15 protein-coding genes are annotated in these 13715 nt (G+C 48.3%); 13 read left to right on the forward strand and 2 right to left on the reverse strand.

Translation table 11 applies throughout. From position 1 onward, the window contains the following. Window position 1 precedes the first annotated feature (1 nt). The 12 genes from hrcA (at window position 2) to CHI14_RS17710 (ending at window position 10745) form a co-directional block, all read left to right on the forward strand. Entirely contained in the window at window positions 2-1033 is a 1032-nt protein-coding gene (gene hrcA, locus CHI14_RS17655; protein ID WP_095289841.1) for a heat-inducible transcriptional repressor HrcA, read from the forward strand. A 66-nt stretch (window positions 1034-1099) separates the two neighbouring features. Further along, a complete protein-coding gene (gene grpE, locus CHI14_RS17660; RefSeq protein ID WP_095289843.1) occupies window positions 1100-1678 on the forward strand; it encodes a nucleotide exchange factor GrpE in 579 nt (192 codons plus the stop codon). Between the two features lie 153 nt (window positions 1679-1831). Beyond that, window positions 1832-3670 (forward strand): molecular chaperone DnaK, encoded by a 1839-nt coding sequence (dnaK, locus tag CHI14_RS17665; RefSeq protein WP_095289845.1) that lies wholly within the window; start codon window positions 1832-1834, stop codon window positions 3668-3670. 134 nt (window positions 3671-3804) lie between these two features. Continuing rightward, window positions 3805-4926 carry a molecular chaperone DnaJ gene (gene dnaJ / locus CHI14_RS17670; protein ID WP_095289847.1) on the forward strand — a complete coding sequence of 374 codons (1122 nt, stop codon included), beginning with the start codon at window positions 3805-3807 and terminating at the stop codon, window positions 4924-4926. Between the two features lie 231 nt (window positions 4927-5157). Next, window positions 5158-5526, forward strand: coding sequence for a hypothetical protein (locus tag CHI14_RS17675; protein WP_095289848.1), 369 nt, complete (start codon window positions 5158-5160; stop codon window positions 5524-5526). 46 nt (window positions 5527-5572) lie between these two features. After that, window positions 5573-5752 carry a YfhD family protein gene (locus CHI14_RS17680; RefSeq protein ID WP_095289850.1) on the forward strand — a complete coding sequence of 60 codons (180 nt, stop codon included), beginning with the start codon at window positions 5573-5575 and terminating at the stop codon, window positions 5750-5752. Then, a complete protein-coding gene (locus CHI14_RS17685) occupies window positions 5745-6137 on the forward strand; it encodes a hypothetical protein (protein WP_095289851.1) in 393 nt (130 codons plus the stop codon). Before CHI14_RS17680 ends, CHI14_RS17685 begins: the two co-directional genes overlap by 8 nt. A gap of 160 nt (window positions 6138-6297) precedes the next feature. After that, entirely contained in the window at window positions 6298-7263 is a 966-nt protein-coding gene (gene prmA, locus CHI14_RS17690; RefSeq protein ID WP_095289853.1) for a 50S ribosomal protein L11 methyltransferase, read from the forward strand. A 3-nt stretch (window positions 7264-7266) separates the two neighbouring features. Continuing rightward, window positions 7267-7947, forward strand: coding sequence for a site-2 protease family protein (locus tag CHI14_RS17695; protein ID WP_095289855.1), 681 nt, complete (start codon window positions 7267-7269; stop codon window positions 7945-7947). A gap of 137 nt (window positions 7948-8084) precedes the next feature. Beyond that, window positions 8085-8849 carry an RsmE family RNA methyltransferase gene (locus tag CHI14_RS17700; RefSeq protein ID WP_095289857.1) on the forward strand — a complete coding sequence of 255 codons (765 nt, stop codon included), beginning with the start codon at window positions 8085-8087 and terminating at the stop codon, window positions 8847-8849. Between the two features lie 2 nt (window positions 8850-8851). Continuing rightward, the gene (gene mtaB, locus CHI14_RS17705) at window positions 8852-10198 is read left to right on the forward strand and encodes a tRNA (N(6)-L-threonylcarbamoyladenosine(37)-C(2))-methylthiotransferase MtaB (protein WP_095289859.1); all 1347 of its coding nucleotides are present in this window, start codon (window positions 8852-8854) and stop codon (window positions 10196-10198) included. A gap of 112 nt (window positions 10199-10310) precedes the next feature. Further along, window positions 10311-10745, forward strand: coding sequence for an NUDIX hydrolase (locus tag CHI14_RS17710; RefSeq protein ID WP_095289860.1), 435 nt, complete (start codon window positions 10311-10313; stop codon window positions 10743-10745). A 53-nt stretch (window positions 10746-10798) separates the two neighbouring features. Here the strand turns inward: CHI14_RS17710 and CHI14_RS17715 are convergent, their stop codons facing one another. Next, window positions 10799-11800, reverse strand: a complete 1002-nt coding sequence (locus tag CHI14_RS17715) for a Na/Pi cotransporter family protein (RefSeq protein WP_095289862.1) — start codon at window positions 11798-11800, stop codon at window positions 10799-10801. Between the two features lie 183 nt (window positions 11801-11983). After that, window positions 11984-12214 (reverse strand): hypothetical protein, encoded by a 231-nt coding sequence (locus CHI14_RS17720; RefSeq protein WP_095289864.1) that lies wholly within the window; start codon window positions 12212-12214, stop codon window positions 11984-11986. Between the two features lie 71 nt (window positions 12215-12285). On the opposite strand from CHI14_RS17720, the gene CHI14_RS17725 reads away from it, so the two are divergent. Next, complete coding sequence (locus CHI14_RS17725; RefSeq protein WP_095289865.1) at window positions 12286-13665, forward strand: class I SAM-dependent rRNA methyltransferase; 1380 nt, start codon at window positions 12286-12288, stop codon at window positions 13663-13665. Window positions 13666-13715 lie beyond the last annotated feature (50 nt).

Here is a 13715-nt window from a genome sequence, read left to right on the forward strand (position 1 = left end):
CATGTTAACAGAGCGTCAACGTATGATTCTGAACGCTATAGTGGATGACTATATCCGTTCAGCTGAGCCCGTAGGGTCCCGAAGCATTTCCAAAAGAGGAGATGTTGGATACAGTCCGGCCACGATCCGTAACGAAATGGCGGATCTCGAAGATATGGGTTTTCTGGAACAGCCGCATACCTCGGCAGGCCGTATCCCTTCGCATAAAGGCTATCGATATTATGTCGATCATTTGGTTCCCTGGAATCAGGTGGAGCCGCAAGAGCTGGATGATCTAAAATCATTCTTTGCCGAAAAACTGAATGTCATGGAGCAAGTGATTCAACATGCATCAGTCATCTTGTCGCACATGACCAATTATACTTCAATCCTGCTTGGACCCGAAGTGTTTCACACGTCACTGCGCCACTTTCAACTGCTTCCGCTAAATGAAAATACGGCCGTGGCTATTATTGTGACCAACACGGGTCAAGTTGAGAATAAGACTGTTCAAATTCCTCCAGAGATCTCGGTAGCCGAGATGGAGAAAGTGGTTAACTTGCTTAACGCCAAACTGGTAGGAGTGCCTATCTACAAATTAAAATCCCGTCTCTACACCGAGCTGGGGCAAGAGATGGAACGGCACATTTCACGCTACGAGGAAGTTATGCAGGTGCTGAACAGTGCTTTTGACAACGAACATGATAACCGTCTTTTCCTTAGTGGTGCAACGAATATGTTAACCCAACCGGAATTCAAAGATGTCGAAAAGGTAAAAGATATTCTTGACCTGCTGGATGAGACACCAACACTCATGAAATTAATGATGCCTGTACCGGGTGGATCAGGTATTCAGGTGCGTATCGGCACCGAGAATGATCATGAAGCCTTCGCCAACTGCAGTTTGATTACAGCATCCTATTCATTGGATGGAGAAGCTTTGGGATCAATCGGGATACTGGGACCCACACGGATGGATTATGCACGTGTCATTCATATTTTAAATACATTATCTCGTGATTTAACGGCTATGCTAACGCATCGCTTCAAATAGGAACCATGCCGCAAGCCATAAGGATACGGGATTGAACGAATTCATTAGTATAAGGAGGTGAACATCTTGAAAGAGGAGCAATCATTCGCAGCAGAAGAACAGGAACAACAGGAAACGACAGCGGCCGAGAGCCAGGAACCTGTTAACGAAGCAGGAGCTGCAGAAGCGCAGGCTGAGGAGATGGCAGATCAGGGGCAAGATGAGCTCGCACGTTTGAAGACAGAGGTTGAGGAAACACAGCAGCGCTTTGTCCGTGCTCAAGCTGATTTTGATAACTTCCGTCGCCGTACACAAAAGGAAAAAGAGGAACTGGCGAAGTATGCTTCAATGAAGTTGGTCACCGAACTGGTGCCGGTTATTGACAACTTCGAACGTGCCATGGCTACTGTGCCGGAAGGTACGGAGTCCGAATCTTTCTCCAAAGGCATTCAAATGATCTTCCGCCAGCTGGAAACAGTGCTGAACAATGAAGGTCTGACTGCAATGGACACGGTTGGACAGCCGTTTAATCCTGAATTCCACCAAGCAATTATGCAAGTGGAGAGCGACGAGTATGAAGAAGGTACCGTTGTGGAGGAAGTCCAAAAAGGCTATATGCTGAAGGATAAAGTACTTCGTCCTGCCATGGTTAAAGTCAGCTCATAATTTTGGTTGCAGAATTATGGGCCTCGCTCCATGGGTATGTAAGCTGTGACGAGGTTTAATATAAAGGTTTACACACATAGAGCACGATAAGGAAGAACTGCAAATAAGGATCAACCTGATCCATTTTAAATAGTTGAGGGAGGAAATTTTCCGATGAGCAAAGTAATCGGTATTGACTTAGGAACAACCAACTCTTGCGTAGCGGTAATGGAGGGCGGCGAGGCTGTCGTTATCCCTAACCCGGAAGGCGCACGTACAACCCCATCCGTAGTGGGTTTCAAAAAAGATGGAGAGCGTGTTGTTGGTGAAACAGCTAAACGCCAAGCAATCACGAATCCGGATCGTACGATCATCTCGATTAAACGTCACATGGGTACTTCCCACAAAGAAACAATCGATAGCAAAGATTATTCTCCACAAGAGATCTCTGCCATCATCCTGCAAAAATTGAAATCCGATGCTGAAGCTTACCTTGGCCAAACGGTAACCCAAGCGGTTATCACGGTACCGGCTTACTTCAATGACAGCCAACGTCAAGCAACCAAAGATGCAGGTAAAATCGCAGGTTTGGAAGTTCTGCGTATCGTCAACGAGCCAACTGCAGCAGCTTTGGCATACGGTATGGAGAAATCCGAAGACCAAACGATTCTCGTATATGACTTGGGTGGCGGTACATTCGACGTATCCATCCTTGAACTGGGTGACGGCTTCTTCGAAGTTAAAGCGACTAGTGGTGACAACCAACTGGGTGGCGATGACTTTGACCAAGTCATCATCGATTATCTCGTAAGTGAATTCAAAAAAGATCAAGGCATTGACCTTAGCAAAGATAAAGCAGCGGTTCAACGTTTGAAAGATGCAGCGGAAAAAGCGAAAAAAGAACTTTCCGGCGTATTGACTACAACGATTTCCCTGCCGTTCATCACTGTAGCTGACGGCGTTCCTCAGCACTTGGAGTTGAACCTGAGCCGTGCGAAATTCGAAGAAATCTCGGCTGGTCTGGTTGAGCGTACGCTTGAACCAACTCGCCGTGCATTGAGCGATGCTGGCATGACTGCTAATGATATCGACAAAATCGTTCTGGTTGGTGGTTCCACACGTATTCCTGCAGTACAGGAAGCGATCAAGAAGCTGACTGGTAAAGAGCCTCACAAAGGCGTTAACCCGGATGAAGTTGTAGCTTTGGGTGCAGCTGTACAAGCGGGCGTACTGACAGGTGACGTAAAAGACGTCGTATTGCTCGACGTAACTCCACTGTCCCTGGGTATTGAAACTGCAGGTGGCGTATTTACCAAAATGATCGAGCGCAACACAACGATCCCTACATCCAAGTCCCAAGTGTTCTCCACATATGCAGACAACCAACCAAGCGTTGAGATCCATGTCCTGCAAGGGGAACGCGAAATGGCAGCTGGCAACAAAACGCTCGGACGCTTCATGCTGGGAGATATTCCACCGGCTCCACGTGGTGTCCCGCAAATCGAAGTTAGCTTCGATATTGATGCTAACGGTATCGTTAACGTATCTGCAACAGACAAAGGTACGAACAAAACGCAAAAAATCACGATCACTTCTTCCAGCGGTCTGAGCGATGCTGAAGTTGAACAAATGATGAAAGATGCTGAGCTGCACGCTGAAGAAGACAAAAAACGCAAAGAGCTCGTTGAAGCGAAAAACAGCGCAGATCAGCTGATCTACTCTGTGGATAAAACGATCAAAGATCTTGGCGAAAAAGCAGATGCTGGTGAAGTTGAGAAAGCCAATGCTGCAAAAGAAAAACTGCAAGGCGTGCTGGCTTCCGACAACCTGGAAGATATCAAAGCAGCTACAGAAGAACTGACAGAGATCGTTCAACAACTGTCCGTTAAACTGTATGAGCAAGCACAGGCACAAGAGCAAGCAGCTCAAGGTGCTGAAGAGCAACAAGGTTCCGCTAAACGTGACAACGTCGTAGACGCTGATTACGAAGTCGTGGATGAAGATAAAAAATAAAATGAATTCACGGTTTTCGTGGATTAATCATCGGTGACGTTCGGATCGAGGGGAAAGTCATAGCCGGGTCTTCCGTGCTTTGGCTTTCCTTTTGTCACGATGTGCGATAAGGTGAATGTTATGGGGGTGGAAGAGTGGCTGAAAAACGAGATTATTATGAGGTACTCGGCGTTAGCAAAAATGCCAGCGACGAGGAAATCAAAAAGGCCTACCGTAAGCTTGCCCGTCAGTATCACCCTGACGTAAACAAGGCAGCAGATGCGGAAGCCAAGTTTAAGGAAGTAAAAGAAGCTTATGATGTAGTCAGCGACAGCCAGAAGCGGGCTCAGTATGATCAGTATGGTCATATCGATCCGAATCAGGGTGGATTCGGCGGTGGCGGTGATTTCGGCGGCGGCGGATTTGGCGACATCTTCGATATGTTCTTTGGCGGTGGCGGCGGACGACGTGATCCGAATGCTCCGCAGCGGGGAAATGATCTGCAGTACACCATGACCATTGAATTCAAGGAAGCGGTGTTCGGCAAAGAAACCGACATTACCATTCCGCGTACCGAAAGCTGTGATACATGTCATGGTTCAGGTGCCAAACCGGGTACGAAGCCGAAGACTTGTTCGGTCTGCCAAGGTAGCGGTCAACAGGAAGTCGTGCAAAATACACCATTTGGCCGCATGGTCAATCGTCGTGCTTGTTCGAACTGTAATGGTTCTGGTCAAATCATTGAAGAAAAATGTACAACATGCAGCGGCAGTGGTAAAGTCCGCAAACAGCGCAAAATTCACGTTCGCATCCCAGCGGGTGTGGATGACGGTGCTCAACTGCGCATGACTGGTGAAGGTGAAGGTGGTCTGCGAGGTGGACCAGCAGGAGACCTGTATATCGTCATTCGTGTGAAATCACATGATTTCTTTGAGCGTGAAGGCGATGATATCTACTGTGAAATTCCGCTTACATTTGCTCAGGCAGCATTGGGTGACGAGATTGAGATTCCAACGTTGACTGAAAAAGTGAAGTTGAAAATTCCAGCGGGTACACAAACCGGAACGTATTTCCGTCTTAAAGGCAAAGGGGTTCCACGCCTGCGCGGCATGGGCCAAGGGGATCAACATGTAAAAGTGGTTGTGGTTACACCAAGCAAGCTGAATGATGAGCAGAAAGATCTGCTTCGTCAAATCGCTGCACTGGATGGAGAGCAAACTCATGAACATGAACAATCCTTCTTTGACCGGGTGAAACGGGCTTTCCGCGGAGACTGAGCATCAACATATAACATATGTAAGGACACTACAGCGATTTATGCCGTGGTGTCCTTTTTCTCATATACAATTCAAGCTTGAGTGCTGCTCCTTCGTTACATGACGTTAGCTACCCATACAGATCCCCCACATGGGAGATTTCTGCATAATATGAGCAATACTGCGGAAAGATAGCAAGGCGAGAACGATCATGCATAACTGATGCGCAATCTTGGGAAGCAGGTGAACCGAATGACCGAAAAAAACATTTTGGCCTATTTTCATAGTCCGGAGCAGGCCGAGGGGGCAGCCAAAAAGTTGGAGGCCTTGCGTGTGGAAGACCTGTCCATTAATCGTTTCAGCCGTTACGCAGGTGTTGGACCCAGTGGAGCTTCCTATACTCCAGGCGTTTCCGGCAGCTTCTCATCATGGGTGCCTGGTGCGCTTGGTACGAATGCAACAGCGGGAATCATGGCCGCAGCAGATCCCTCTGCAAGTGGCATGAGTGATGGTGGACAAGAAGGTCCTACCGGCAGAGATGTATTGTTAACCGTTGTGGTTGACGAAACAGTTCATCACCGAGCGTTATCCATTATTGAACAAGCTGGTGGAATGATCTAGAAATAAGCGGACTAACTTACTTATTTTGAGGGAGGATTTATTAACGATGGCTGAACACGAACGCCCAGGCAAGATTTTAACAAAAACGGAAAAGATGAAACGGATGCAATCCGCTAAAAACGAAGATGTAGAATTCAGCGCTGAGGTTGCGGACCATGATGACGTAGAGGCACTCCGGCGCAGTGAAGCGGCTGATCGTCGTCAGGGACGGGAGCTTCATGAATGAAGAACGCTCGGCTGTAACCATCGAGGCGGTATTCACCAGCTGGTCTGAAGCCGAATCTGCACGAAGGGCTCTGGCGTTGCTGCATCCGAATCAGTTGAGCATCGAGAGCCTTGCGAGCGAGTCGCTTGCAAGAAACACAGAACCGCAGGAGCGTATGGATGAAGCACCTACTGCTATAACAGGGGGATTTAGTGGCGAACTGAATGTGCTTGCACTCATCAGTGATGAACCTGAAATGTTGTCCAATGGCGAGGTCATGGATATGACAGAACAACGTGCATCCGCTCCTTCTGGGCAAGAAATTCTACTGACCGTTTCAATACCAAGCGACTATCTCCCTCAGGCGGCAGAGATGATTACCCAGAATGGTGGGCGTTTTTGCTGAGGGTTCTCCCTTTTTGGCACAATTCGAAACAGGATATCCGAGCAGTTAGCTGCGGGTGTCCTGTTTTTTTGCTTTAAATCTCAGGAACGGTTTTGTGCTCCTACTCCCTTGTGTAGTACAATGATTGGGATGTTTGAAAAATGAGGAGGAAAAATCAAGTATGTTATGGCATGAACTAACAATACATACCACAGAAGAAGCTGTGGAAATGATCTCGAATTTTTTGCATGAAGCAGGTGCTGGAGGGGTCTCGATCGAAGAATCTGGCACATTAAATAAAGAACGTGATACGTCTTATGGCCAGTGGTATGAGCTGCCTTTGAATGATATTCCGGAAGGTTTGGCTGTAATTAAAGGGTATTTCTCGGAAGGTACGGATATGGAAGCTCTTAAAGCCGAAGTTAACCCGAGAATTGATCAGCTCTCCGAATTTGATATTGATGCGGGTGAGATCCGGTATGAGGTTCGTACGGTAGATGAAGATGATTGGGCTAACGCATGGAAACAGTACTTCAAGCCGGTCCGCGTATCCGATCGTTTGACGATCAAACCGACATGGGAAGACTACACACCTGAAAGTCCGGAAGAGAAGATCATCGAGCTGGATCCGGGTATGGCTTTTGGTACAGGTACACATCCGACAACCTCCCTATGCTTGCGGACGCTGGAAACGGTAATCCAGGGCGGTGAGGAAGTCATTGATGTGGGTACAGGCTCGGGTATTTTGGCGATTGGTGCCATTCAGCTGGGTGCAAAGCATGTTCTGGCACTGGATCTTGATCCGGTTGCAGTTTCGAGTGCGAAGGAGAACGTGCATCTGAACGGCCTGGAGCAGCAAGTTACGGTTAAAGAGAGTGATCTTCTATCTGTTCTTGGAAGCCAGGATCCTGCATTAGGTGTTCAGCTGCCTGTGAAAGTGATCGTAGCCAATATTCTGGCCGAGATTATTATGCTGTTTATTGATGATGTATACAATGCACTGGAACCAGGCGGTGTCTATATTGCTTCAGGGATCTGGAAAAACAAAGAGCAGGTTGTGCATGATGCACTCGTTGCTTCCGGTTTTGAAATTAGTGCGGTCCACCGTGACGAGGACTGGCTGGCTTATGTTGCCAGAAAGAGGTAACGAATGGACTTTCTGAATTCGTTCTTTCGTTATCCCATTGATCAGCTCCCGTTTTTCCTGCTGACGATTCTAATTGCTTTCACTGTACATGAGTTTGCCCATGCGTACTTTGCCAATAAATTTGGGGATCCGACTGCCAAGCTGCTGGGTCGGGTCACCCTTAATCCGGCAGTGCATTTTGACTTGTTTGGTGTACTGCTGCTTGTCATTGCCGGGTTCGGTTGGGCACGTCCTGTTCCGGTCAACCGTGCGAATTTTGATAAGCCTAGATTAATGGGAGTTATCGTGTCGTTTGCTGGACCGCTTAGCAATTTGCTTTTGGCTATTGTGGGAACCGTTATCTATGCTTCTCTTGTAGGTTCGGGGGTGTTAGGTGGGATTGAGAATGAACGATTGTTCACGGCGATCTCCATGTTCTTCTCCATTTTCAATCTGACGAACTTTTTCCTGTTCCTCTTTAACCTGATCCCATTGCCGCCACTGGATGGTTACCGAATTCTTGAAGATGTATTGCCACCTTCGATTAGTCGCAAACTGCAAGGGGTTGAACAATGGTCCATTTTTATTTTTCTATTAATTCTGATTATTCCTCCGCTGCAGAACGCTACAATTCAGCCATTATATGAATTAGCGCAGAATATGTATGTTAATTTGGCAAAAGGAATCATTGGATTATATCGATAATATCACTAGTCTTTTGGACTGAAATGCTGGTCAGAAGGACATAAAAGTTGTATGATCATCTGTGGCGATTGGATTCACGCCTGCCGCACGGCAGGGTGAATGCCAGTCATAACAGGAAAGAATAGGTGGATAAACCCATGCAGCGTTATTTTGTATCTGCAGAGCAGCTTACAGAGCATTCTGTTGTCATTCTGGGAGATGATGCGCGCCATATCGGTAAAGTGATGCGTGGCAAGCCTGGAGATAAACTGATTGTCAGTGATGGACAGAGTCGTGAGGCTTTGGTGGAGATTGAGAGTATCGAAGCTGGCCAGGTAACGGCAAATATCGTGGAATCTCTGAAAATGGACCATGAAGCCCGTATTCGCGTAACGGTGGCCCAGAGCTTGCCGAAGGGTGACAAAATGGAGACGGTTATTCAGAGATGTACCGAAATCGGAGCGGTAGCCTTTGTACCTTTCCTCTCGGAACGGACGATTGTCCAATATGATGCCAAGAAAGAAGGCAAACGGTTGGAGCGGTGGGGCAAAATTGCCAAGGAAGCCGCTGAACAAAGTCATCGGAATCGCATTCCATCCGTCGAGCAGCCACTTTCCTGGAAAGGGCTGCTGTCTTCTTTTGAGGGCTACAGTTTGGTATGTTATTGTTATGAAAAGGAGAACGGCAAGCAGCTGCGCGATGCGCTGAAGCCGTTTATCGAACAGCTCGCACCTAATGCGGCTGCAGACGTGTTGATTGTGGTTGGACCTGAAGGCGGGTTCTCCGAGAGAGAAACGCTGGAAGCCGATCAGGCAGGCGCGGTATCTGTTGGGCTGGGCAAGCGAATTTTGCGTGCCGAGACCGCAGGGATGGCAGCGCTGACTTGTGTTTTATATGAATCCGGAGAAATGGGGGGAATGTAATTATGCCATCCGTGGCGTTTTACACCTTGGGCTGCAAAGTTAACTTTTATGATACAGAGGCGATCTGGCAATTGTTCAAAAATGAAGGATACGATCAAGTGGACTTCGATGAACAGACAGCAGATGTATATCTGATTAATACATGTACGGTAACGAATACCGGGGACAAAAAGAGTCGTCAAATCATCCGTCGTGCCATTCGTCGCAACCCGGATGCGATTGTAGCAGTTACGGGCTGTTACGCTCAAACTTCGCCAGCAGAGATTCTCGACATTCCTGGAGTGGATCTCGTCATCGGAACGCAGGACCGGGATAAAATTTTACCTTATGTTCGCGAAATTCAGGAGTCCCGTCAGCCAGTCAATGCCGTGCGGAACATTATGAAAACTCGTGTATTTGAGGAAATGGACGTGCCGGACTTCGCGGATCGAACGCGTGCATTCCTGAAAATTCAGGACGGTTGCAACAACTTCTGCACGTTCTGCATCATTCCATGGTCACGCGGGCTCTCCCGCAGCCGGGAAGCAAACAGCATAGTTCAGCAAGCTCATCAGCTTGTACATGCCGGTTATAAGGAAATTGTCCTGACAGGCATTCACACGGGTGGATATGGTGATGATATGGAGAACTACGATCTGACTGATCTGCTGTGGGATCTGGATAAAGTGGAAGGACTGGAACGGATTCGTATCAGTTCCATTGAAGCAAGCCAGATCGATGATCGGATGCTGGACGTTATCAAACGTTCGGACAAGCTGGTACGCCACTTCCATATTCCGCTGCAGGCAGGCGATGACACGGTATTGAAACGCATGCGCCGGAAGTACACAACCGAAGAATTTTATAACAAAATGCTCCGCATTCGTGAAGCGATGCCGGATGTGGCTATTACAACGGACGTTATCGTTGGTTTCCCGGGTGAAACAGACGAAATGTTCCGTAACGGCTATGAATTGATGAAAAAAATCGGTTTCTCGGAGATGCACGTATTCCCGTACTCCAAGCGTACAGGAACACCGGCTGCCCGGATGGAAGATCAGGTGGATGAAGAAGTCAAAAATGCCCGTGTGCATGAACTGATCGACCTGTCTGAACAAATGCAGCTGGCTTATGCACAGAAATTTGTAGGTCAGGTTCTGGATGTCATTCCGGAAGGTGAAGCAAAAGGCCGTGAAGGCAGCGGAAAATTGCATGGTTATAGCGATAACTACATTCAGCTCGTATTCGATGGCTCTACGGACATGATCGGTAAAGTGTGCCGCGTCAAAGTGACCGAAGCGGGTGTAAACGAAAGCCAGGCTACGCTGGTTCGTGTACTGGAAGATAATCTGAAGTCCGCAGCGATGTAATCGAGGCGTCAGTAAAACAAGGATTTCATTTCCTTGGGGAGCGTACCCGGGGAGATGAGGTCCTTGTTTTTCAACTAAAGGCAAGACATATCTGTGAACGGGGGAAATCAGAATGAACAAAAAGGAAATATCCGCAGGCGGTGTAGTCTATCGTAAAGGGGAAGACGGCAGTCTTCAAATTCAGCTTATTGTGGATCGTTATGGCAAAACAACACTTGCCAAAGGCAAGATGGAAGCAGGAGAAACGGTAGAGGAAACCGCCTTGCGCGAGATTTTGGAAGAGACAGGCATGGTCGGCCGAATTGTGGAGCCTGTCGATATCATTGCCTACACATATCAGCATGATGAATTTGGTCCGGTAGACAAGGAAGTTCACTATTATCTGGTTGAAGCAGAGAGCGGAAACCTGCAGCCGCAGATCGAAGAGATCAAGGGAGTTGATTGGTACGCACCAGAAGAAGCCTGGTCAAGACAGCAGCAGAACGGTTACGACAACAACGATAACATTTTGCGTGTGGCACTGAACAAGCTGGGCATTAACGTATAATACTTGCCGAATACAGCAATGCTTGGTTCATTATCAAATAGAGGAGCCAAGCATCAAGCCGCGGGCGACTTCGCTGATGGGGCGTGAGCCGGTGGTTTTTTGTGCCAGATGGGCAGATAGCACAGGGGTAATGCAAGCAGTGAGCTGATGATGTTAAAAAGGGTCTGGGCATGCGCAATCTGTGCCCCGTAGTCCGCTGACAGCCAAGCTGAAGCTGCATGCAGCTGACCGATCAGCGGCATAAAAAGCAATGCTCCCGCAATGTTCAATACAACATGGGAGGCTGCAACGAATTTGCCTGCGGAAGCTCCTCCGGCGGCTGCAATGACAGCCGTGATACAGGTCCCGACATTGGACCCGATCACGATGGCAATACCAATCTCCACAGGCAGCACTCCTGTAGCTGCCAGCGTAATCGCCATGCTGATGACAGCTGCGCTGCTATGAATGAGAGCCGTAAGGCAGGCACCAGCCAGAAATCCCCACCACAGGCTGTCAGCCGAGCGATCCAAAAACCACTGAAATACGCCCATGCTGCGCAGGGGGACGGCGATGGATTGCATGACTTGAATGCCGGTCATCACCAGAGCAAAACCGGCAGCTGCAAGAAAGCTGTACTGTGAGTTCATTAGGAACCTTCGGGTGTGTTCGGGGGCTGCTTGATTGCGTTCACTAAGAACAACAAAGACAGCCCAACCTGTAAGAGAAGTGATTAGCAAGGGCAGGGCAGCACGTCCAATCTGTAACCCAATCAGCTCGGTTGTCAGGCATGTACCGATGTTCGTGCCCAGAATAATGCCTAGTGTGCGACCATAAGTAATTAATCTTGCATTTGCGAGACCAATGGTGAGTACTGTAACGGCGGTGCTGCTCTGTAGTATTGCCGTGGCTCCTGCACTGAAAGCCATGCCTTTCCATGGAGCCGAGGTAGCTCGGTTAAGCCACCCGGCCAGCATTGGCCCAGCCATTCGCTGTAAAGCCGTTTCCATCAGTTTCATTCCACCAAAAAAGATAATTAGCCCATATATGAGCGGCAGCACAATATCTCTGAACATCTCGTTCCATCATTCCTTCCGTGCCTAGTCGTTATCTCATCTTATGAATAAGAGAGGACAACCATGACAGCCGGAGGTCATTGGTGCGAACTGAATTGGATCAGAGGAAGCGAAGCGTGCGCGTTTATCCCCGCATTTTCCCTTTGTAAAAAGGGAATCAAAAAAATCCAGGGATAACAGCGATCAGAAGACCAATCCGTCCCGGAAGTGGTAGCCGTATTTTGTATTGGATTCTGTCTTAAGCAGACTCACCTCACCATTCAAAAGATACGGTGATTCGTGCAAACGGAGCGGAGGGGACGGAATTGGATCAGAAGAAGCGAAGCGTTCGCGTTTATCCATGGATTTTCCCTTTGTAAGAAGGGAATCAAAAAAATCCGGGGATAACAGCGATCGGAAGACCAATCCGTCCACGTAGCGGTCTCCCTTTGCACTAAACCTATCTTTTCAACAAACTAATTAACTACAAAGGAAGTGGATTTACCTTGCCATCGGTTACACTGGAACGCAGTCGCAAAAAGCGGCTTGAACATGCACATCCATGGATATATAACAACGAAATTGCCTCGGTTGACGGTAACCCCGAACCGGGAGATCTGGTCAACGTATTGAATCATCAAGGTCGTTATCTGGCGACAGGATACTATAACCCGGCTTCACAAATTACAGTGAGAGTGGTTTCATATCAACCGTTGGAGTTTGAGCAGATGGACACCGCCTTTTTTGCCGCTCGATTCAGCGATTGTCTGCGTCACCGGGAACGTTTTATCCAGGATGGAGAGGCCTACCGTCTCGTTTATGGAGAAGCTGATTTTCTGCCGGGTCTGATCGTGGACCGTTTTGGCAGTGTTCTCGTTGTGCAGCTGCTTACCTTGGGAATGGATCGCTGCCGTGAAGCCATCGTACAGGCTCTGATAGAAGTGATGCAGCCGGAAGGAATTTATGAGCGCAGTGATGTGCCGATTCGTGAGCTGGAAGGACTGGAGCAGACCAAAGGACCGCTGTACGGGGAGTGCCCACGTCATGTTACGGTAACCGAGAATGGCTTGCTTATCAAAGTGGATATCGTGGAAGGCCAGAAAACAGGCTATTTCTTCGACCAGCGTGAGAATCGGGCGGCAATTGAGCCGCTTATGAAGGGCTGGGGCTATAAAAGCGGGATTGCTTTGCAGGAAGTGGAACAAGAGGGAAGCCATCAGCTGTTACCTGTAAATAAAAGTGGTAAAGTGGTGACCTTCCCCTATTGGGATGGGGCTACTGTTCTGGAGTGCTTCTCGCACACGGGCAGCTTCACGTTGAACGCCTGCAAATATGGCGCCAAAAAAGTCACATGCCTAGATATTTCAGAGCATGCTATTGAAAGTGCCCGCACCAATGTAGAATTGAACGGTTTTACGGATCGGGTAGAATTTGTTGTCGCTGATGCCTTCCAGTATTTACGTGAACAGGTCAAGGGAGTAGAAGAGCGTTCCGTACGTGCACGGGCAGCCGAACAGAAAGTGGATACCTCCAAAGCGCTTGCAGCTGGCGGCGGGAAAACATTTGATGTGGTCATTCTTGACCCACCTGCCTTTGCCAAAACCAAATCAGCAGTCAAAGGCGCCTGCCGTGGATACAAGGATATTAACCTGCATGGCATGAAACTTGTGAATGAAGGTGGGTATTTGGTCACAGCGAGCTGTTCGTATCATATGCGTCCCGATCTCTTCCTGGAAACGATTGCGGATGCTGCTGAAGATGCGGGCAAGGTACTGCGCCTGATTGAATGGAAAGCTGCCGGCAAGGATCACCCGCAAATTTTGGGTGTGGATGAAGGGCATTACTTGAAATTTGCAATTTTTGAAGTGCGCAGCAAAACAAACTGATCTGTCATCTTGTTAAAAGTTGACGTTAAGAAACAAGTCCACGGTGTAAT

This window comes from Paenibacillus sp. 7516 (assembly GCF_002272715.1).
GTDB classification, from domain to species: Bacteria; Bacillota; Bacilli; order Paenibacillales; family Paenibacillaceae; genus Paenibacillus; species Paenibacillus illinoisensis_A.